The 21023-nt window shown below is 62.2% G+C and carries 21 protein-coding genes and 1 pseudogene; 11 read left to right on the forward strand and 11 right to left on the reverse strand.

From position 1 onward, the window contains the following. The first annotated feature begins 3 nt into the window (after positions 1 to 3). The 3 genes from ACT6VE_RS08535 to ACT6VE_RS08545 are packed head-to-tail and all read left to right on the forward strand — an operon-like array spanning position 4 to position 3482. Positions 4 to 957, forward strand: a complete 954-nt coding sequence (locus tag ACT6VE_RS08535) for an ABC transporter permease (RefSeq protein ID WP_444798180.1) — start codon at positions 4 to 6, stop codon at positions 955 to 957. A gap of 4 nt (positions 958 to 961) precedes the next feature. Next, entirely contained in the window at positions 962 to 1864 is a 903-nt protein-coding gene (locus ACT6VE_RS08540) for an ABC transporter permease (RefSeq protein ID WP_444798181.1), read from the forward strand. A gap of 31 nt (positions 1865 to 1895) precedes the next feature. Beyond that, the gene (locus ACT6VE_RS08545; RefSeq protein WP_444798182.1) at positions 1896 to 3482 is read left to right on the forward strand and encodes an ABC transporter substrate-binding protein; all 1587 of its coding nucleotides are present in this window, start codon (positions 1896 to 1898) and stop codon (positions 3480 to 3482) included. A gap of 45 nt (positions 3483 to 3527) precedes the next feature. Here the strand turns inward: ACT6VE_RS08545 and ACT6VE_RS08550 are convergent, their stop codons facing one another. Continuing rightward, positions 3528 to 4430 (reverse strand): LysR family transcriptional regulator, encoded by a 903-nt coding sequence (locus ACT6VE_RS08550; RefSeq protein WP_444798183.1) that lies wholly within the window; start codon positions 4428 to 4430, stop codon positions 3528 to 3530. A 153-nt stretch (positions 4431 to 4583) separates the two neighbouring features. Between ACT6VE_RS08550 and ACT6VE_RS08555 the strand changes: the two genes are divergently transcribed. The 5 genes and pseudogenes from ACT6VE_RS08555 to ACT6VE_RS08575 all read left to right on the forward strand — a co-directional run bounded on the left by ACT6VE_RS08555 (position 4584) and on the right by ACT6VE_RS08575 (position 10500). Further along, on the forward strand, positions 4584 to 5723 hold the full coding sequence (locus ACT6VE_RS08555) for a hypothetical protein (RefSeq protein WP_444798184.1): 1140 nt from the start codon (positions 4584 to 4586) through the stop codon (positions 5721 to 5723). 34 nt (positions 5724 to 5757) lie between these two features. After that, entirely contained in the window at positions 5758 to 6957 is a 1200-nt protein-coding gene (locus ACT6VE_RS08560) for a DUF5624 domain-containing protein (protein WP_444798185.1), read from the forward strand. A 19-nt stretch (positions 6958 to 6976) separates the two neighbouring features. Further along, positions 6977 to 7441 (forward strand): DoxX family protein, encoded by a 465-nt coding sequence (locus tag ACT6VE_RS08565; RefSeq protein WP_444798186.1) that lies wholly within the window; start codon positions 6977 to 6979, stop codon positions 7439 to 7441. A gap of 319 nt (positions 7442 to 7760) precedes the next feature. Continuing rightward, a pseudogene (locus tag ACT6VE_RS08570) lies at positions 7761 to 8029 on the forward strand (dihydrodipicolinate synthase family protein); the annotation flags it as partial. A gap of 227 nt (positions 8030 to 8256) precedes the next feature. Next, the gene (locus ACT6VE_RS08575) at positions 8257 to 10500 is read left to right on the forward strand and encodes a methyl-accepting chemotaxis protein (RefSeq protein ID WP_444798187.1); all 2244 of its coding nucleotides are present in this window, start codon (positions 8257 to 8259) and stop codon (positions 10498 to 10500) included. 181 nt (positions 10501 to 10681) lie between these two features. Here the strand turns inward: ACT6VE_RS08575 and ACT6VE_RS08580 are convergent, their stop codons facing one another. The 8 genes from ACT6VE_RS08580 to ACT6VE_RS08615 all read right to left on the reverse strand — a co-directional run bounded on the left by ACT6VE_RS08580 (position 10682) and on the right by ACT6VE_RS08615 (position 16980). Then, a complete protein-coding gene (locus tag ACT6VE_RS08580; protein WP_069063084.1) occupies positions 10682 to 10930 on the reverse strand; it encodes a hypothetical protein in 249 nt (82 codons plus the stop codon). A 10-nt stretch (positions 10931 to 10940) separates the two neighbouring features. After that, the gene (locus ACT6VE_RS08585; protein WP_444798188.1) at positions 10941 to 11639 is read right to left on the reverse strand and encodes a hypothetical protein; all 699 of its coding nucleotides are present in this window, start codon (positions 11637 to 11639) and stop codon (positions 10941 to 10943) included. A gap of 58 nt (positions 11640 to 11697) precedes the next feature. After that, positions 11698 to 13095, reverse strand: coding sequence for an APC family permease (locus tag ACT6VE_RS08590; protein WP_069063082.1), 1398 nt, complete (start codon positions 13093 to 13095; stop codon positions 11698 to 11700). Between the two features lie 13 nt (positions 13096 to 13108). Then, entirely contained in the window at positions 13109 to 13276 is a 168-nt protein-coding gene (locus ACT6VE_RS08595) for a hypothetical protein (protein WP_444798189.1), read from the reverse strand. 8 nt (positions 13277 to 13284) lie between these two features. Further along, positions 13285 to 13668 (reverse strand): hypothetical protein, encoded by a 384-nt coding sequence (locus ACT6VE_RS08600; RefSeq protein ID WP_444798190.1) that lies wholly within the window; start codon positions 13666 to 13668, stop codon positions 13285 to 13287. Further along, on the reverse strand, positions 13658 to 13990 hold the full coding sequence (locus ACT6VE_RS08605; protein WP_444798191.1) for a hypothetical protein: 333 nt from the start codon (positions 13988 to 13990) through the stop codon (positions 13658 to 13660). The genes ACT6VE_RS08600 and ACT6VE_RS08605 overlap by 11 nt, the downstream gene beginning before the upstream one ends. A 275-nt stretch (positions 13991 to 14265) precedes the next feature. Then, entirely contained in the window at positions 14266 to 16473 is a 2208-nt protein-coding gene (locus ACT6VE_RS08610) for a methyl-accepting chemotaxis protein (RefSeq protein WP_444798192.1), read from the reverse strand. A gap of 156 nt (positions 16474 to 16629) precedes the next feature. Then, on the reverse strand, positions 16630 to 16980 hold the full coding sequence (locus ACT6VE_RS08615; RefSeq protein ID WP_444798193.1) for a putative quinol monooxygenase: 351 nt from the start codon (positions 16978 to 16980) through the stop codon (positions 16630 to 16632). A gap of 81 nt (positions 16981 to 17061) precedes the next feature. Between ACT6VE_RS08615 and ACT6VE_RS08620 the strand changes: the two genes are divergently transcribed. From ACT6VE_RS08620 to cysE, 3 genes are all read left to right on the forward strand, one after another. Beyond that, a complete protein-coding gene (locus ACT6VE_RS08620; RefSeq protein WP_444798194.1) occupies positions 17062 to 17388 on the forward strand; it encodes an ArsR/SmtB family transcription factor in 327 nt (108 codons plus the stop codon). A 420-nt stretch (positions 17389 to 17808) separates the two neighbouring features. Beyond that, positions 17809 to 18144: a TIGR01244 family sulfur transferase gene (locus tag ACT6VE_RS08625; protein WP_444798195.1), complete on the forward strand. Its 336-nt coding sequence runs from the start codon at positions 17809 to 17811 to the stop codon at positions 18142 to 18144. Between the two features lie 26 nt (positions 18145 to 18170). Further along, complete coding sequence (cysE, locus tag ACT6VE_RS08630; protein ID WP_444798196.1) at positions 18171 to 19019, forward strand: serine O-acetyltransferase; 849 nt, start codon at positions 18171 to 18173, stop codon at positions 19017 to 19019. Between the two features lie 66 nt (positions 19020 to 19085). Here the strand turns inward: cysE and ACT6VE_RS08635 are convergent, their stop codons facing one another. Both ACT6VE_RS08635 and ACT6VE_RS08640 read right to left on the reverse strand, forming a co-directional pair. Continuing rightward, entirely contained in the window at positions 19086 to 19490 is a 405-nt protein-coding gene (locus tag ACT6VE_RS08635; RefSeq protein ID WP_444798197.1) for a RidA family protein, read from the reverse strand. Positions 19491 to 19551: 61 nt separating this feature from the next. Continuing rightward, on the reverse strand, positions 19552 to 20820 hold the full coding sequence (locus ACT6VE_RS08640) for an SfnB family sulfur acquisition oxidoreductase (protein WP_444798198.1): 1269 nt from the start codon (positions 20818 to 20820) through the stop codon (positions 19552 to 19554). Positions 20821 to 21023: the final 203 nt, after the last annotated feature.

Raw genomic sequence — 21023 nt, forward strand, 5'->3', positions numbered from 1 at the left:
GCCATGCTTTCGTTCATCGGCAGACGTCTCCTCCTCGCCATCCCCACGCTTCTCGGCGTGGCGACGCTGACCTTCTTCATGCTCAACGTGCTGCCCGGCGACATTGTGGAGACGATGCTGCGCGCCGAGGGCGGCAACCCCACGGTCGAGCTGGTCGCCGCCGAGCGAAGCCGCCTCGGTCTCGACCGGCCGCTCGTCGTGCAATATGCCGATTTTCTGAAGGACCTCGCGACCTTCGATCTCGGCCATTCGCACTGGACGGGAAAACCCGTCTCGGAGGAGATTTTCTCCCGCCTGCCGGTGACACTCCAAGTGGCGGCGCTCAGCATGATCGTCGCGATCCTCATCGCCATCCCGCTTGGCACCATCGCCGGCATCTATCCGGGCAGCATCGTCGACTATGCCATCCGCACCTTCGCCATCGCCGGCATGGCGCTGCCGTCCTTCTGGTTCGGCATGGTCGTAGCACTCGCCATGCTATGGTATTTCAACTGGCTGCCGCCGCTCGGCACGGCCTCTTTCTTCACAGACCCGCTGACCCTCCTGCAGCAGCTGATCCTGCCCGCTGTCGCCGTCGGCTATCGCTATTCGGCGATCCTCATCCGCATGATGCGCTCCTCGGTGATCGAGACCATGCACGAGGATTTCGTGCGTACCGCCCGCGCCAAGGGGCTGGCCGCTGCCACCATCATCCGCCGCCATGTCATTCCCAATTCGCTTTTGCCGACGATCACCATGATCGGGCTGGAATTCGCGCTGCTCGTCGGCAGCCTCGTGGTCATCGAGCAGGTCTTTTCGCTCAACGGCATCGGACGCCTGTTCATCGAGTCCGTGTCGCGCAGCGATTTCATCGTCATCCAGGGCATCGTCCTGGTGCTAACGGTCATCTTCATCGTGGTCAATTTCCTGGTCGATCTCGCCTATGCGGTCATCGATCCCCGTATCCAGTTGGGTTGAAGCCATGCGCAAATCCGTCGCCACCGAACTTTGGATCACACCGCCCAAACCGCGCGGGTCGATCGCGAAACTCGTGCTCGGCCAGCCGCTCGGCGCGCTCGGCCTCGTGCTCATCGTGTTGGGCTTTGTCGTCGCCTTCGCCGCGCCCTGGATCGCGCCCTATGATCCGCTCGCCACGGATTACGGCAATGCCATCGCGCCGCCCTCGCTCGCACACCTGATGGGCACGGACAGTTTCGGCCGTGATCTCTTCTCGCGCGTGCTCTATGGCGGGCGCACGGCCTTCCTCATCGGCGTCTCCGCCAGCTTCATCGGCTGCACGATCGGGCTGTTCGTCGGCATCACCTCGGCCTATGCGGGCGGCTGGGTGGATACCATCGTCGAGCGCTTCATGGAGATCCTGCTGGCGATCCCGATCACGGTGCTTGCGCTGGTGCTCGTCTCCAGCCTCGGGCGCAACCTGGTCTTCGGCATCGACCTCAACCTCGTGCTGGCGATTGCGCTGCCCATCGTTCCCAAGATGGCGCGTGTCGCCCGCTCGCAGGCACTCACCATCCGCAATCTTTCCTATATCGATGCGGCGGTGACGCTCGGCTTCAGCGACCTGCGCATCATCGTGCGTCACATGGCACCGAACATTTTCGGGCCATACATCGTCATGCTCACCGCCTTCATCAGCCAGGCGATCCTGATCGAGGCCTCGCTGTCCTATCTCGGGCTCGGCGTCACCGAACCCACCCCGTCCTGGGGGCTGATGCTCGCCGGCAACGCCTTTAACACCTCGATGACCGCGCCGTGGATCGTGCTCTATCCGGGCCTCGCCATCGCGCTCGTCGTCTTCGCCTTCTCGATGTTCGGCGACGCATTGCGCGACGTGCTGGATCCGAAGGCGCGCTCGGACCGCTGACAGAATTTTCACGTTTCAGGGAGGAAACGACATGGATATCCGAAGGAAAATCGTGGGGCTCGCCGCTGTTGGCGCGCTCCTGCTCAACGGCGCGGTGGCCGCTGCGCAGGAAACGCCGAAGTCCGGTGGCATTCTGCGCTATGCGGTAAGCGACGATCCGGCCAATTTCGATTGCCACGGCGCCAATCACTTTGCCGCGCTGATGCGGCTTGCCCCGCATTATTCGACGCTGCTGCGCTTCAAGCCGGGCAGCTATCCGGATATCGAGGGCGATCTTGCGGAGGGCTGGGAGGCCAATCCGACGGACCTCACCTATACGTTCAAGCTGCGCCAGGGCGTCAAATTCCACGACGGTACGGATCTGAAGGCGACGGACGTCGCCGCGACCTATGAACGGCTGGCATGGCCACCGGAAGGTGTTATCTCCGAGCGGCTGGAAGCCTTCCGCCAGATCGACAAGATCGACATCGTCGATGACTATACGGTGCGCTTCAAGGTGAAGGAATGGGACGAGTCCGTGCTCGGCACCTTCGCCTCGCCGTTCAACTGCGTATATTCCGCTGCACTCCTGAAGTCGGACCCGCAATACCCCAAGCAGAAAGTCATGGGCAGCGGCCCCTACGTCTTCGATGAATTCGTGTCCGGTTCCGTCTGGAAGTCCTCGAAGTTCGACGGCTATTTCCGCACGGGCCAGCCCTATCTCTACGGGCTGGAATCCTACACGATGGAAGGGCCGGCCGTAGCGAACGCCATCCAGGCCGGGCAGATCCATACGGATTTCCGCGGCGTCAGCCCGCAGGGTGCCGACCGGCTGAAGCAGAGCCTCGGTGATGCCATCAGCATCGAATCCGGTCCCGCACTCACCCATTTCCTCGTGACCTTCAACGCGGAAAAACCGCCCTTCGACGACGAGCGCGTGCGCCGCGCGCTGAACCTCGCCATCGACCGCTGGGGTGGCGTCAAGGGTCTCGGCCGCACGACGGAGATGCGTTATGCCGGCGGCATCTTCCTGCCCGGCGGGCAGTTTGCCGCCTCCGATGCCGACCTGCAGAAGATGGCCGGCTTCGGCACGGATATCGCCGCTGCGCGCGAAGAGGCGAAACGCCTCCTCAAGGAGGCCGGCCAGGAGAACCTGAGCTTCGACCTCACGGTACGCAACGGCCCGCCGATCGTTGTCGATTTCGGCGTCTTCCTCACCGACCAGTGGCGGCAGATCGGCGTCAATGCCCGCAACGTCGTCGTCGAAACGCCACCATGGGCGGCGGCGATTTCCGACGGGTCGTACCAGGCGATCGTCGACATCTATTCGGCGCTGCGCGAAGAGCCGACCGAGCAGATGACGAAGTATATCTCGCACGACGTCTCCGCCCGCTCGGCCGGCCGCTTCACCGACCGGGAGCTCGACGACCTCTGGCGCAAGCAGGCGCTGGAGCAGGACAAGGCGAAGCGCATGACGCTGCTGCGCGACTTCGAAACCCGGCTCTATGAGAAGTCCTATTCCGTGCCGGTCGTCTGGCTGGAGCGCATCGTCGCCATGAACGCCGCGCTGAAGGGCTGGACCTTCAACCCCAGCAACTTCCTCTATCTCGACCAGTCCTCGACCTGGCTTAACGAATAGGCAGCGCAAAAACCGTTTGAAACGAAAGGCTGGGGCGGCAACGCCTCAGCCTTCCTGGTTGTGAAAGGCCGTCTGTGCCAGGCGGATGAGATGGGCGATGCGGGGATTTTCCTCGCCGGCGCGGAAGGCGAGAAAGAGATCCGTCTCGGCATCCGCGTCGGCCAGCGGCATGAAGGCGACATTCGGGATCTTGATGAACTGCAGCCCGGACGGGACCACGGCGATGCCGAGACCGGAGGCGACCAGCCCGATGATCGTCGTTGCCTCCTGTGCTTCCTGCACGATGTTCGGGAAGAAGCCGCGCTTGCCGCACAGTTCGATGAACTGGTCATAGATGCCGACGCCGATCTTGCGCGGATAGAAGATGAAATTCTCCTCCGCGAGGTCGGCGATGCGGATTTCCGCCTTATCGAGCAGCGCATGGCCGCGATGGGCCGCCACCACCAACCGATCCGTCGCGAGCTTGCGAAACGAAATGCCCGTGACCTGGTTGCGTTGCGGTCGGCGGATCACGCCGACATCCAGCTCCCGTTCGCCGATAGCCTGCAACTGAGCGATGCTGGTGTGTTCCTTCAGCGTCACGTTGATATCGGGATAGTGGTCACGAAAGGCGTGGATCAGCGCGGGGAAGGGCGAGAGCAGCGAGGAGGCGGCGGTAAAGCCGATGCGCAACTGCCCCGCCTTGCCGCCCGCCACCGCCTTCATCTCCTGCTCACAGCTTTCGATGCGCTCCAGGATGCCGAGCGAATGGTGATAGAGCAGCCGCCCGAATTCGGTGAGCTGCACGCTGCGCTGGGTGCGCAGGAAAAGGGGCGCTCCCAGTTCCTCCTCCAGATTCTGGATGGCGATCGACAGGGGAGACTGGGTAATGTTGAGTTTTTCCGCCGCACGCCGAAAATGCAGTTCCTCGGCCAAGGTGCGGAAATAGGTGAGATGCTTGAAGTTCATGGCGCTGTCTCATCCGGTGTTTTAGGTCGTGCGATAATAAATGCTCATTGATATATTTTGCAAAACAAAACGCGCAAAAATTGAATTGGCTGGAGCGGCCGAATTCTCCCAATATCGGGCAAGAACAGCATTCTGGCAGGGAGGCCGGCATTCGTGGACACACCAATCGCGACGAAGGAGAAGACCCACATGGACGGGCGCTCCGAACAAGGGCTGCTGCGCCAGGTCGGCATCCTGCCGACCTCCGGGGCCCGCGCCTGCGAAATCTACTCGATCGATAGCCGGCTTTTCCTCGCCGTGCCGCAGCTTGCCTATGATGTGGCGGGCACGCCGGCACATATGAATGGCGGAGACAGCAACACTGATCTGCTGATCTTCGAATGGGAGAATGGTCGTTTCGCGCCGGTCTCCCGCCTGCCGGTTCCCGGCGGGGAAGATGCTGAATTCTTCGCGATCGGCGACCGGCGCTTCCTTGCCACAGCCAGCGCCCGCACGGGGGCGGGACCCTATCAACCCAACATCGATTCCGTCGTCTACCATGAAGTCGGTGGAGAGTGGCTGCCGTTCCAGCGCTTTCCCGGCTTCCTCGCCAAGCAATGGAAGGCTCTCAGCTTTGGCGGGCGGCAATTCCTGGCCTTTGCGCTCGGCGTCACCGTGGAAGGCGTCGAGGCGAGCAATCCGCGCAACTCGACGATCTTCGAATGGGATGGCGCCGGCTTCGCGCCGTTCCTGACGCTCGATGGCCTCTGGGGCTACAACTGGACGAAGATTGCCGTCGGTGACCGCGAATTCCTCGCCTATGCCGATCATACCGGCAAATCCGTGCTGCTCGAATGGACCGGCGAGACATTCGAGGTGTTCCAGCGTTTCGAGGGCAAGACCGGCCGCGCGTTCCATGTCCTGCCGGTGCCTGGCCCGGTGCAGGTCGCCTTCGCCGCCATTGCTGATGATACGGTCGTCTACCGCTGGAGCGGCGAAAAATTCGCGGAGATGCAGGTGCTGAGCGGCCCGGGCGGCCGGGAGTTCGCCTCCATCACGAAGAACGGGCGTTCCTATCTCGTGCAGGTGAATTTCATCGAGGGCTCGCCGAAGGCGCCGAAGACCGATCTGCTTTCCGTCATCTACGCTTGGTCCGGTGAGGAATGGCAGCCTGTCGACCGCTTCAAGACCTTCGGCGCCACCGATGCCGCCTTCTTCGAGGCGGATGGCAAGACGCATCTCGTCGTGACGAACAGCTTGACGCCGGATGTGCGATTTTCCCAAGACACCGTCATCTATGAATTTCTAGGTTGAGCGGCGCCCGCGCCGTTTCAGGAGCAGTTCTTCCATGCCTTACAAACCCGATCCCCGTTTTGTCGATCTCTACGACCTCTATACGGGCCCGAACAGCATTGCCGCCGAACTTGCACAGCGCAAGCGCGACGCGACGGCCGATACGCCCATCCTCATCTCGACGGGGTCCGACCTCGTGCTGTTCCCCGGCCGCGATCGTGAGCCAGTCTATGAAAGTTTCCGCCACAGCACGCGCGGCTTCAAGGAACTGACCGCCATCTCCCATCTCGGCACGGCCATGGCGTGGCTTGCCGAAATGCAGGAAGAGGGCATCGACGGTTGGCAGGCCTGGGCTCGCCGTTTCCTTGCCCAGTGCGAGGCCGTGCGTGCGGTTTCCATCGTTTCCTACTGGCAGACCGAGGTGGCGGTGGATGCATGGAAAGGCTGGGAGCCGAAGATCGTCGACCTGGTCGATTATGCCTGCCGCACGGTCGAGGACTTCCTGCATGCCGGCCTTGCTGATCCCTCCATCTTTACCTACCGGGCACTCCGGGAGCGGCTTCTGGAACCGCCGCAACCGGGCCGCCTGCCGGTGCCGTTCAACGACGTCATGGTCGCCACCTTCGCGCTGACCTTCCTCGACATCACCCACCGCATCATGCGCTGGATCAACACGCTGGATCTCGATTGGCGAACACTGATGGTGATGATCTGCGGCAGCTCCGGACGCCCGACGGCGGGCCTCACCTGGGCCACCAACAATATGTGCCACCTCCTCTGGCGCGCCTCGCAAAAGACCCTCCGACCGGAATACCTGCTGATTTCGCCGCACGCCCCCAGCCTCAACCTCGACATGATCAAGAGCGGCACCGACCTCAAGGATCTGGAAAAGGCCTATCGCACGCTGTGGTGCAAGACGCGGGTGACGGCGGAGATCGGCGCAAAGATGTTCGACGGTTTCCCGGCCTTCGTGCCGGATATCGGCACGGCCCCGGTCATCACCGATCCGGCTGGCACGCTCAGTGAAATGCCGCGGCTGAAACATCCAAACGACCGTTTCACCGCTATTTCCCGGCTGCGCATGGTCATGGAAGACCCGCGCCAGCTGCTCTCAAACTCAGTTGCCGAATTCATTATCGACGAACTGAGTGACAAGAACCTCGACCCCGGCGCGATCACCATCCCCTGTTTTACCGACACCGTCTATCCGCCCGCCGGGTCGCGTATCGTGGCCGACTATCCACCCGCCGCCTGAAACTTAAAGGAGCACCCGCATGCAGAATCTCGATGCCGAGACGGCACCCGCACGTCTTCAGAACCTCTACGTTCCCTCCCTCGCGCCGCTCTACGAGCGGTCCTTCATCGGTGGAGAAACATTTTTGCGCGTGGTGGCGGGTGCGTTGCTCGTCACGCATGGATTTCCGAAAATCCTCGACCCGTTCGGTGCCTCCGGCCTGATGGAGAGCATCGGTTTCTATCCCGGTACTTTCTGGTCGCTGCTGCTCTCGGTGAGCGAGTTTTTTGCCGGCGTCTGCCTGACGCTCGGGCTGTTCACCCGGGCCGCTGCGCTCGTGGCGACGGTCATCCTGCTCGTCACCGTCTATTTCCACGGCATCGTGCAAGGGCAGGGCCTGTTCGGCGCGGAAAAATCGATCCTCTGGGCGGCGATCACCATCTTCTTCCTGCTGCGCGGCGCCAACCGGCATTCGCTGGACCACCGTATCGGCCGGCAGCTTTGACCGGCTGAACTTTCAGGGCTGCATCGCCGAACCGCAGGCACGGATCATCCGATCGAGGCCAGCTCCTGATCCCCGCACTCGACCTCGAAGAAGAGCGAAGTCGAGTGCGGTGAGGCTGGGCTTCGTGTCAAGAGTGGCACAAGCATAGAGTTAGCTGCATTTGACCCGTCGGTATCGTAGTAGAGCTTTCCGTCTCGCCCTGCTGGAAGAATTGCAGCAGGAGGCCGACATGGCCGCGCTCATCATCACGTACGACCTTGGTGTCGTCGCCGAGATCGCGAACCGCGTCGTGGTGATGGAGAAGAGCGTATTCCTCGATTCCGGCCTCGGCAATGCCATGCCGAATGTGCTTGCCGGCATCCTGAAGGGGGCAATGCGGGTGATATCGCCGAGGTGGAAAAGCAGTAGGTGGTCTTCGCTGCCTTCCGCACGGATCTCTACGCTCTGGGTTTTGCACCCGCCATGGTCAAACGTGCCCTCTACCTGCAAGACGCCTCCATCGGGGCCAGCCGCCCGTCGGCTCTGCTGCCGAATGCGGAGCAGAACACGCACATTGCGGATATCCTGCGCCAATACGGGCGGCTTTGAACAGGCCGAAATGTGATGGCTCGCGCCTTTGAAACGGGGACGGCGGCACGGCGCTTCCCCTGCCGTTCGGCGCGGTCCACATTGGTGAAATCGCCGTCGATTATCTGCTGCTTGAAGCCAGCTCCGCTACAAGAAATGACGGTGCATTTTTCAAGTCGAAAAATTTACTCAAAATTGATTTTCATCAACCATCTCTGACACCTATCAAATTTTATCAAGGTGATGGTATGCCCGAGATCGATATTAAACGTCCTTTGTGGATTACGATAACAGCCTGCGGCTTTGCGGCAGTGCTATTTTCCAGCGTTGCGATCGGAGGGACGGCCTGGTACCGGCAGTCGATTGCGACCAACGACGCCTTGCAGCGGGAAGTCGCGAGCGACCTGGCGCTGATCGAGACCGACATGGCAGCCCAGCGCAAGGCTGCTTCAGCTCTCGCGCTGACACTTGCCGCCGAGCCCGAGGTCGCCGGCCTGATCACCAGCAATGCCCGCGACGAGATCATTGCCCGGCATGCGGCCGCCTGGCCCGCCGTTGTCAGCGAAGGCGGCCTGCAGCTGATGACCTTCATCAATGCGAAGGGCGAGGCCGTCGCACGCATCCATACGCCGGATAAGTTCGGCGACGACATGAAGGGCCGCCGCAAGACCGTTGTCGAGGCCCTGTCGAGCGGCAAGCTCGTGGCGGGCATCGAGCCGGGCCGCACCGCGGTCAGCATGTTCGCTTCTGCGCCCGTCGTCAGCGGCGGCGAGACCGTCGGCGTCGTGGACGTCGGGACCAGCTTGACGAACGCGTATTTCGAGCCGCTCGCAGCGCGCATCGGCGGCGAGGTTGCGGTCCATATCCTTGTGGACGGCAAGCTGGCAAAGCAGGCATCGACGACCGAGGCTTCATTGCTTTCCGAAGACGACCTGACGGCGGCCTTCGCCGGAGAGGCCATTCAGAAGCGCGTGAGCGCCGGCGACACGACGTTCGTCGTCAAGGCCGTGCCGTTCAACAACTATTCCGGCACCAAGATCGGCATCATGGAGATTGCATCCGACGTCAGCGCTGTCGTCAACGACGGCAAGACCGCCGTGTGGATGACGGTCGCCGGCACGGTCGTGGTTTCGCTGCTGTCGCTTCTCGGCTTCTTCCTCTTCGCCCGCGCGCTGGCCGGTACGCTCGGTCGCCTCACCGGCACCATGACGCGGCTGGCCGGCGGGGATCTCACGGCGACCGTCGAAGGCGACGCGCGTCCCGACGAGGTCGGCGCGATGGCACGTGCGGTCAAGGTCTTCAAGGATAACGGCCTCAAGGCGCGCGAACTCGAACAGCAGGCGGAAGCCCTGCGCGATCAGTCTGAAGAGCAGCGGCGCATCACGGCCGAACAGGAACGCATACGCGCGGAGGCGATGGGACTGGCGACCAGCGGGCTTGCTGGCGGTCTGCAGCAGCTCGCTTCCGGCAATCTCGCCGTTCAGCTGAACCAGTCGTTCTCCGAGGAGTTCGAGAGCCTGCGCGATGACTTCAACCGCGCCGTGCGGCAATTGCGCGATACGATGTCGGCCGTGGCGGACGCGACGGGCTCCATCGACAGCGGCTCTCGCGAAATCAGCCAGAGCGCCGACGACCTTTCCAAGCGCACCGAGCAACAGGCCGCGTCGCTGGAAGAAACCGCCGCCGCCCTCGACCAGATCACGACCAATGTCGCGAACTCTTCCAAGCGCGTCGAGGAGGCCCGCACGGTCGCCATTCAGGCGAACCAGAGTGCAAGCCAGTCGGGCGAGGTGGTTGCGAAGGCTGTCGATGCGATGGGCAAGATAGAGCAGTCTTCAAACCAGATCTCCAACATCATCGGCGTCATCGACGACATCGCCTTCCAGACCAATCTTCTCGCGCTCAATGCAGGCGTGGAAGCGGCGCGTGCGGGCGAAGCCGGCAAGGGGTTTGCCGTCGTCGCACAGGAGGTCCGCGAACTGGCGCAGCGTTCAGCGATGGCCGCAAAGGAAATCAAGGGCCTGATCAACAATTCGTCGGTCGAGGTCGAAAGCGGCGTTCGTCTCGTCAGCCAGACGGGCGCGGCTCTCAAAACGATCGAAAGCTACATCGTCGCCATCAACCAGCACATGGATGCGATCACGACCTCATCCCGCGAGCAGTCGATCGGGTTGACCGAGGTAAACACGGCCGTCAATCAGATGGACCAGGTGACCCAGCAGAATGCGGCGATGGTAGAAGAAGCCAATGCCGCCGGCTCGACCCTGGCGAACGAGGCGGCCCGGTTGCGCGACGTGGTTGCGCGGTTCCAGCTGGGAAGCGGCACTTCCGCGGGTTCCCCGGCACGCCGGGCGGCACCCGCTTTGGCTGCCGCGCATGCAGCCCCTTCGAACTCGCCGGCCCGCAACATGGTCAATCGCATTGCCAGCGCCTTCACCGCCCGAGGCTCGGCGGCAGTCGCGGTCGACAAGGATTCCTGGGAAGAATTCTAAATCCATCACTGGCGCCGCTCCGAGACCAGACACTCAGGAGCGGATAGACCACATCACTGCTGATACGACACGCGTCGAACCCGATAGGTTCGGCGTGTGTCGTGCCGTGCGGCTTTGCCGTAAGCCTTTTGCCTCGCGATGATGAACCTTGAGTTGGCCGAAGCCTTCGGACCCTCGATGCCTAAAGCCGCGCCAACCGCGCCCGGCGATAGGCATCCGGAATGGACAGGGCCCAGATGAAAAGGCCACCGGCGTGCCGGCCAATGAACGATTGATCCGGCGTCGTCGTCATGAAGGTGAGGATCGAGAAGAGCATAACGAAGAGGGCGAAGGTGAGCCCGCGCCGTGGCTCTCCTATCGCCACATGGCCCGCGCCCGGCAAAGCGACGGCAAGGGCGAGAACGAGATAGGGATTAGGTTCTTTTCCCATTGCGCAGTCCTTAGCTAACACCGACCGCTGCGCGTTGCGCAGCATTGCCCGCGAGCGAGCGGAGTTCCATGGCAAGATCGAGCGCCTGGCGTATCGTGCGTTGGGGCACGGTATCGACAGCAAAGCGCGCCTGCCGCAGCAGGAGATGGGCCGATCGCTCGCCTTCCGCTGCCTGCACCACCACGCGGATCATGCGTGGCGTGACGACGGCCTCCTTCAGCCGCGGGTCGGTGACAAGGCTGGCAAGGCCCTGCCGCAAAGGCTTCCATCGGTCATCGGCTGCGTCCGCGCTGCCGCGCATGAGCATGGGAACCTGCGTGGTCGGCGGGGTCAGCCACTCTTTCAGGCCATGCACTGCCGAATAGTATTCCGACCCGGTCGGCCGCGCGAGCACGCCGATTGCCGGCCGGAGGTGGGGAACGCCGTCTTGCAGCGTGACCCGCAGCCAAAGCTGCGGCAGCCGGCGTGTCACCATCGTATCGGTGACGACATCGAGCGTGACCTGGGTTCCGTCCTCTAGAAACGCGCTCACCACCGGATGGTGATCGGCGGAAAGCCCGAAACGGGGGGCTTTCAGGACCGCTGCCGCTTCGTCTAGCAGCCGATGCCGCCGCGTCATCGTCTTGCGATGCTCTCTGGTCGCGAGCACCGCGAGAAGGGCGCATGCGGCCAATGAGAGGATCAGGAACAGGGCCTGGGAAAGAATCATGTGACCATACAGCAGGAAGTGTCAGGCGTTGGCGGCCGCATGGCCGCCAACGGTCTCGTCAATAGCCTTCGGGCCTCGGCCACGGCATGGTAAACTGGTCGCCGCGCCGCACATAGCGGTAGCGACGGAAGTGGAACCACAGCGAAGCCACAATGTAGAAGCCCGTCATGGCGATGAGCTGCGTGCCGTACCCCAGGAACACCGCGAAGTAGGCCGTGCCGCAAAGCAGCAGCAACACGATGGTCGGCAGGGGATGGAACGGGTGGACATATCCGCGTTTGATGCTCCCCAGCGGCCATTTGTTACGGAACATCACCATGTTGAAGGTCATGAACGTATAGCCGAGCAGGCCGGACAGGATCGAGAAGGTCACGACCTGGTCGAGCGGTGCGCCCAGCGCGAAGATCAGCGCGATCGGCACGAGAAAGACGATCGAGCGATAGGGTGTGCGGTAGACGGGATGCACCGCGCCGAACCAGATCGGCAGGTAGCGGTCGCGGCCCATGGAGAACCACGCGCGGGACGCATCGTTGATGCAGCCGTTGGCCGAGGCGAGGGTCGAGAACATCGTGCCGACGAAGAGCAGCACCATGAGGCCGCTGTTTCCTGTCACCCGGGCGGCGTCGAACAGTGGCGTGCCGGCCTGGCCAAGATATTCCCAGGGGATGAGGCCGGAGCATACATACCAGGTCATCGTGGCGGCAATCAGCAGCGTCATGATCCCTGCCATCGTGCCGTAGGGCAGCGAACGGGCGGGTGAGCGCACTTCCTCGGCCGCCTGGCAGGTGCCTTCGATCCCGAGATAGAACCACAGGCCGAAATGCAGCGCGGCGATGATGCCGACCCAGCCATAGGGCATCGGATCGGTCGTCACGGCGGAAAAGTCGAGCGGCACGGCGGAGCCGCCGAATTGCACGACCAGAAACAGCGTGACGATAGCGAGAAATGCGATCGCCGTGATGACGAGGTTGAATGTCAGCGTCGCAAGGACGCCGCGATAGTTCAGCCAGGCAAGGAACATGATCGCCAGCACGATGAAGGGTTGCTGATTGAGGCCGCTGTGCCCCTGCAATCCGGCGACGGTATCCAGGAGGAAGCCGATCGTGATCGCATTGCCGGCTTCGAGCATCGTATAGGCCATGACCAGAAAGAGGCCCACATTGAAGGCCATGAGCGGGCCGACGATGTGTTTGGCCTGGGCATATTGTCCGCCGGCCGCCGCAACCGTCGAGGTTACCTCGGAATCGATCATGGCGACGCAGGTGTAGAGCAGGCCGGCAACCCAGCAGGCGACGAGGCCGGCGATCATGCCGCCTTTGCCCACCGAGAAGTTCCAGCCCATATATTCGCCGACGAGAACGATGCCCACGCCAAGCGCCCAGATGTGGGCGGGGCCGAGGACGCGCAAAAGCTGTAGTCTTGCCGGTTGGCCGGCATTCGCATTGGTGTTCGACATTGCCGCGGCCCCCTCAGATCACGTGTCGTTCGGCCTCGGCCTCGATCTCGCCTTCGCGCGATGAGGTCAGCAGGTCGTTGTCATAGGTGGTGTCGATGCGCGCCATGTCGGTGAGCATCAGGATGGCGAAGAGCGCCGAGAGCGTCCACGCGGCGTATTCCAGGATGTTCCAGGTATCCATGTCGTCGCCTATTTCTTTTTTGGGCCGAAGCGCTCTTCGATCACGTCGCGGTACTCCTTGTCGGAGAGCCTCACCACGAGGATGAAGTAGCCGATGACGAGGACGGCCATGATGACGAGAGCCGACCAGCTGAAGGAATAATCGAAGCGGGCGGTGATCATGTCGTTGACGGCGGCAGGATCGGTATAGCCGAGTGCCGCCCACTGGGCCTGTTCGTTGGCGTTCTGGCCGAGCGCTTCCCACGTCGGGTTCTCGATCGGCGCCGGCGTCTTGGCCGCCCCGGCGAGGCCGAGATAGAGCGGGATGTACAGCGCGCCCACGGTCAGCGCCAGAAGCGTCAGCACGTCGAAGATCTGTCCGCCGAGGCTTTGTTTCGGGGGCTTATACGCCATGGTGGTCCCCTCCGCGCCGGCGGGCCCGCATCTCGTCGAGATGCTTGAGATCGAGGCCGTAAATGAACTCTTTGTCTTCGACGTAGTGCCGCAGCATGGCAACGATCGCCGCCGTGTTGAAGAGCAGGACCAGCGCGCAGAAGACCGCAAGAATGATGCGAATGGCCGGCACGGAAATAAACGGCCAAACAATGAAAAGTGCAAAGAGCATCGTGCACCACAGCGCGACGACGAATACAATGAGGCTTGCCCGGTCGCGCGCGTGCATCTGGTCGATGCGCCGCGCGAAGTGCACGTCAGCACCTCCGCTATGCGATACCATTCGTTCTCCTCCCGAAGCGAATTTTGCCTTTCAGGCAATTTAATTTCGCTGGAGGAATATGAACTCGTGACCTCAGAAGTCAAGCGACGCCTGCGCGATTTTGTCGCATCTCGGAACGAATCCGCTGCCGCTGCCGCGCGCGATCGTGCAGCGGAGAATGGTGAGACGAATTGTGCTGGTTACCAACGTTCAGGACGTGGCGGTCCGTCGGAGCGCCAATCAATTGGCGGGGGTGACCGCCGAACGCTCCGGCGATCACCACGGGCAAATTGGTATCAGGCGGCTTTTCGAGCGCGACAACCCGCGCCTGTTCCCGAACCAAGCTCGAACTGGCTCAGCAGCCGGTTCAGTGCGTTGACTTCCATTGCGAGATTATGGCTTGCGGCCGTCGTTTCCTCGACCATTGCCGCGTTCTTCTGTGTGTCCTGGTCCATCTGGTTCACGGCCGTATTGATCTGTTGGAGGGCCGATGCCTGCTCCTGCGCGGATTCCACGATCGCCGAGACGTGCAGGTTGATCTCCTGTACCTCTCCGACGATAGCATCAAGAGCCGTGCCGGTATTGCCAACCAGTTGTACACCTTCCCCTACATGGAGATTTGAAGTCGATATAAGCGCCTTGATCTCCTTGGCGGCGTTCGCGGAGCGCTGGGCAAGCTCACGGACTTCCTGTGCCACGACCGCAAAACCCTTGCCGGCGTCGCCGGCCCGGGCCGCTTCCACGCCCGCATTCAAAGCCAGCAGGTTGGTCTGGAAGGCGATTTCGTCGATGACGCTGATGATGTTGGAAATTTCGTTCGAGGATTTTTCGATACGCTCCATGGCGCCCACGGCCTGACGAACGACTTCTCCCGAGCGCTCTGCTCCGATGCGGGTGCGAGAGACCAACTGGCCCGCCTCATGGGCGCGCTTTGCTGCGTCTTGCACTGTTGTCGTTATCTGTTCCAGAGCGGCTGCGGTTTCTTCCACGGCGGCGGCCTGCTGCTCGGTACGCCGCGCCAGATCGTCGGCGGCGGACTTGATTTCATTGGCGCCGGCATCGATGCCCCGCCCATTCTCCGATACGTGGATCAGCGCGTCCTGCAGCTTGGCGGCGGAGTTGTTGAAATCGTTTCGAACGGAATCCAGCTGTGCCACGAACGGCTGCGCGATGCGGAAGGAGACATCGCCCTCCGAAAGCTTCGCCAGTGCGCCCGCCAGACTGTCGACGGCAAACTTCACATCAGCCGCTTCCTTTGCCGCTCTTTGCTGTTGGGTCGCGCGCTCTTCTTCGCTGAGGCTGCGATTGGATTCCGCCTCGCGTTCGAGCCGGGCCTTTTCCCTGTTGTTCTCCAGCAGCACCTCGAGCGAGCGGGCAAGATCGCCGATCTCGTCCTTGATCCCGCTGTCCTTCAAGCTGAGTTGAAGGTTGCCCCGCGCTATCTGCGCCGTCTCGTCGATGATGTTGGAGATGCGGCCTATGAAACGACGCGCGATAAGCCAGCCGGCCAGGGCAAGCAGCACCGTGGCTGTAGCGATGATGGCCAGCGCGTCACGCATCATGGAATCGAGCTGCGCAAGCACCGTGCTCTTGGGTACCGAGACGATGGCATACCACTTCATGTCGGCAGTCAGCGTGACAGGGGTGGCCACCGCGAAGTGAACCGTCCCATCCGCTGCCTTTACCTCACGCTCAACACCGGGATTTGCAATGAGTGCGTCCCAGTCCGCCGTTTGCGAGCCGCCATCGGCCAGGCTCTTGCCGATCAACGCAGGATCTGGATGGCCGACGATCTTGCCGGCACTGGTAACGAGGCTGAGGAAGCCCGTGCCCATGGGACGGACGGCCGCCAGCGCCTTGCTGGTTTCCCCAAGGGAGAGATCGAGGCCGGCAACGCCGAGCGTCTTGCCATCGATGACGATCGGTTTTGCGACCGAGGTGATCAGGACGTCCTTTCCGTCGATCGCATAGGGATATGGTTCGATGACGACTGTCTTCTGCGTTGTGAACGGAAGCTGGTAGTAGTCGCCGGGGCCTGCCGTCGCGTAGTCGGTGAGGGCCGTGTTGGTGATCTGGCCATTGCCGCCGCGAACCCAGTAGGGAACGTAACGTCCCGTCGCATCGTATCCTGCTTTTCCGGCGAAGTCGGCATCCTTGCCGTCGAATGCGTCAGGTTCCCATCCGGTCCAAAGTGCCAGAATGTTCGGGTTGCTTTCGAGCATGTCATGCAGAATATCGTCTGCCTTGCCGCGGGTGGCGTCGCCGCCTTCCTTTATCGTCTCAAGAACAGACGCCAGATTGTTTATGATGTGCACCGTGCCGCCGATTTCCTTCTCGGAAACCAGAGCCTCGGCCTTTGCGATCTGCAGCATGCGCTCCAGGCTGGTGCTCCGTACGTCCTCATAGGATCGATAAAAAAGCACGGCCGAGGCCGCGATCGTTGCGATGACCCCGCATGCGGCAACAGAAAGAATATTACGGCCAGTGGCCGATCGGAAAAGCATTCTTAATCCCCCAAATGCCCGCCCTCGATTGTTTCGCTCTTGGACGAGACTCCTCCCATGAAGCTGGTAACAGCTCATTCGGCGAAGCTTAGGGTTTTATGCTTAATGAATTGCACTCTGGCAGCGGCAACGGCCGCGCTGGCAATCGGTCGACAATCATGCCTGATAGGGGCTCGCCATTCGCAGCAAGCGGACTTCCAGATCGCCGGCGAGTAGCGTGTGGCGCGTCTGAAGGAAACTCTGCACATAGGGTTGCGAGAGGTGAGCCTCGAGGTGGGCAACGCTCGCCCAAACCTCGTAGAAGACAAAGACGTCGGGATCATCCCGGTCGCGGTGCACATGGTATTGCATGGCGCCGTCTTCTTTGCGCGTCGGTCCGACAAGCGCGAGGAGGGCGGCCTGTAGCGCTTCGGCTTTTCCGGGCTTGGCGCGTGCCTGGCCGACAAGCGCATAGGGGCTCGCTTCGTCTCGTTCTGGCGCCGGGAGGTTCAAGGCAGGGCTCGACATGGGATCTCCTTATGGTACGGTTAAATCCGTACCTATCATTGCAATAGGTATGATGCAATCCGTACCTTTGGGATGAAGATCATGGATAAGGAAGGCCATCCGGACGAGGACGAAATCACGCTCGGCGCTGTCTTGTCAGCACTGGCCGATCCTCTGCGGCGGCGCGTCGTCATGGAACTGGCCCAGGCACCTGCCGGCACGGATCGTACCTGTGTGTCATTCGGGCTTCCGGTCAGCAAGGCGACGCTGACGCATCATTTCCGTGTTCTTCGGGAGGCCGGGCTGATCCGTCAGGTCGATCGCGGCAACAGCCGGGCGGCGACCCTCCGGCGTGATGAGATCGACAGGCGCTTACCCGGCCTGCTCGACCTGGTTCAAGCGGAAGGGGACGGCGAGCCGGCCGCTTGACCATGATCGGCATGGCCGAGCTGCTATCAGCGTAGCAGTGGGTTTCACGGCGAGGCCCCGTGCGAACCGGCGGTCCGATCGCGGCGCACTGGAGCGTTCTTTTCCACAAAGCGTCCGCGAAAGAGTGCCTGATTTCTTTAATTGACAAAATTTATAGAGAATTATCAAGCCAGATTGGAGGATACCGATGTCCACATTCAGGCTTGTCCGCCTTGTAGCCAGTTTCAACCGTGCGTCCGGTACATGTGCCCCCGCGGGTCATGTCTCGTCGATGAGCGAGGCGCGATATGCGGTGGCGCCAGAAGTTTGCGATCTGAACGACGTCGGTCCTTCGCGTGGCAAGGCGTTACGGTGCAGAAATGTGCGCCAGCAGGCCTTGCATGCCGATCAAGTTTCCGTTGCAAGAAGAAGGACTGCCTGATGGATATCCGCAAGATCAATGATGACTACTCGGTGTCGCCCCAGATCGAGGCCGAGGACGTCGATATCGTCAGCCTGCTGGGTTTCCGGTCGATCGTCTGTCATCGCCCGGACCATGAGCACGCCGACCAGCCTGAATTCTCCACGATCGCCGCGCGTGCTGCCCAACTCGGCATAGAGGTGCGGCATATACCCGTCGTTCCGGCAGGGCTGACGCACGAAGCGGTCGACAGCATGGCTCAGGCGCTGCGTGAGCTGCCAGGGCCTGTTCTCGGCTATTGCCGCTCAGGCGCGCGCTCGACGAAGATCTACGAACAGGCGCTTCAGCCACTTTGATCCACCGCAAATCATTGGAGCCGCCCATGTCCGGACAGGAAAGCAATGTCGTCTTCCTCCCCGTCGAGGACGTCGCCCGCCGTGAGGTCACGGCACTTTGGGACACTCTGCGGCTGGAGGCGGGTGCGGCAGTCCACCGCGACCAGGCGCTGGCCCGGGCCATGGGGTCCGCCGTGCTGATGCATGCGAGTTTCGGCCATGCGCTCTCGCACCGCTTGGCGGTCAAGCTCGCCGACCACGACGTCGATCGCGACGAGTTGCTGGCGCTGATCTACGGCGCCTATATCGATCGGCCGAGCCTGCTCGGCGCGGCGACAGCCGATCTCCAGGCGGTAAAAGACCGCGATCCGAGCAACAGCGAGGTCTTGATCCCCTTCCTGTATTTCAAGGGTTTTTCCGCCCTGCAGGGCTACCGCGTCGCCCACTGGCTCTGGACGACGGGCCGCCGCCATCTCGCCCGCCACATCCAGAGCAGGATTTCGGAGGTCCTCGCCATTGATATCCATCCGGCCGCTGAAATGGGGCGCGGCATCATGCTGGACCACGGCAGTGGCCTCGTCATCGGCGAGACGGCCGTTGTGGAGGACGATGTCTCCATCCTGCAGAACGTTACGCTCGGCGGCACCGGCAAGGACACCGGTGACCGGCATCCGAAAGTCCGCCGCGGCGTCCTGATCGGTGCGGGCGCGAAAATCCTCGGCAATATCGAGATCGGTATCGGCGCCAAGGTTGGCGCGGGCAGCGTTGTCGTCGCGCCGGTCGCACCTTATACCTCGGTCGTCGGCGTGCCGGCGAGACCGATCGGCAAACCGCACACCGCGCTGCCGGGTATCACCATGGACCAAACGCTCAGCGAGCCGGAATACATGATATGACGAGGACATGGCGGCCGAATTTGCAAGCCTTCCCCCGTTCCTGAAATCTCCCGAACACGCCGCCTGTCAGGCCTTCGCCACGACGAGGTCGATCTCCACCAGCGCGTCTCGCCCGAGTGCCGCGACGCCGACGGTCGTGCGGGCCGGCAGATGGTGATCCTCGCTGAAATGCTGGTGGTAGACCGCATTGAGGCCGGCATAGTCGCGGGCGAAATTCGTGAGATAGATGCGGGCGAAGACGGTGTCTTCCAGACGGTATCCCGCGGCGTCGAGGATATGGCGGAGATTGCGGAAGACGCGTTCGGTCTGGGCCTCGATCGAGGCGGGGAGGGGCGCCTGCGGATCCTCTCGATCAATCGGCAACTGGCCCGTCACGTGGAGCAGGCCTCCCGCTTCCACGGCGTGCGCATAGCGGGCGGTTTTTGGCGGCGGGGCGGCGTCGGCGACGAAGTGGCGGCGCAGTGTCGGCATGGGGGCAAAAATCCAGTTTGAAGATCGGGCGCCGGCGCGGCGGCCGGCACCCGATCCGCTGTCAGCTCCAGGGATGGCGCGGCGGGTTGATGCCGTTGAGATAGAAGTTTCCGACGTGGAAGAACTTCCAGCGCACGGGATCGTGCAGTGTATGCGCCCGCGCATTGCGCCAGTGGCGGTCGAGATTGTGTTTTGCGAGCGTGGAGCGCGTGCCCGCCAGTTCGAACAGTTTGTTCGTGGCAAGGATCGCGATTTCCGTCGTCAGCACCTTGGCCTCAGCGGTCTTGACGGTCGCGTCTGCAATCGTCTCCTCCGTCGAATTCTCGAGGCCGGCGTCGATGGCCTCGCCGGCGATGCCAAGCAGGGCTTCGGCCGCATGCAGCCTGATCTTCAGGTCGCCGATGGCGGCGATGGTGAAGGGGTCCTCGCCTGCGGTCTCCTTGCCGCTGTCGATCCACGGCCGACTCTGCGTCTTAATGAATGCGATCGCGTCCTCGATCGCCCCGCGCGCGATACCCGCGTCGATGGCGGCCTGGATGATCTGCGAGACGGGGCCGGCGATGGTCGGCCGGTCGAACGCCGCAACGGGCAGCAGGCGGCTCTTTGGCACGCGCACGTTGTCGATCCTCACCGAGCCCGAGGCGGTGGTGCGCTGGCCGAAGCTCGACCAGTTGTTCGTCACCGTGATGCCGGGCGTGTCCCGTTCGGCGAAGACAAGATAGCCCTGTTCCTGCGCATCGACCGCGACGATCGGGATGAAATGGGAGAGGAGGGCGCCCGTCGTATAGAACTTTTCGCCGTTCACCACAGCCTCGTCGCCGTCAATGGTGACGTGCGTCTCGAAGGCGGCGACGGTCTTGCTGTTGAGCTCCGAAAAGGCATTGCCGAAGCGAAGGCCGGAGAGAACCCAGCCGAAGAACTCCTTTTTCTGTTCTTCCGTGCCGTCGAGATCGATATGGCCGTTGATGGCGAGGTGGTTCTGCGTGATCTGGGCGATCGACGGATCGGCGGCGGCGAGAATTGCGATTACGCGCGCCAGGGTCTTGTAGGATACGCCGGGGCCGCCATAGGCCTTCGGAATGTTGATGCCCCACAGGCCGCTCTGCGAATAGGCGTCGATCTCGGCGATCGGAAGCAGGCCCTCCCTGTCGCGAAGGGCGGCGCCCGGCGCGAAATCGGCGGCAAGACGCCTGGCAACGGCGATCGCCTCGTCATCGCTCTTGATGATATGGGCGGGCACCTGCGGCCGCGGCCGCGGCGGAACCGGATCATCCGAATTCACGCGCGGATGCTGCGTGTAATCGATAGGCTGTTTTTCGATAATCCCCATGGCGATGCTCTCCTGTCTGGTCAGGCGAGAGTGGCAATTTAAATATAAAATCCATAGATATTATATATTATAAGAAAGCCGACTTGTGGAAAATTCTTCGAAGGATACTCTCCCGCCAGCGGCGTTCGATGCCTTTCATGCCTCTTGCGCCTGCGAAAGCGGCGGGGCTGGACGACGGCAGCCGTGCCGGCACTTCAACCTCG

The organism is Shinella sp., assembly GCF_052438155.1.
Taxonomy (GTDB): Bacteria; Pseudomonadota; Alphaproteobacteria; order Rhizobiales; family Rhizobiaceae; genus Shinella.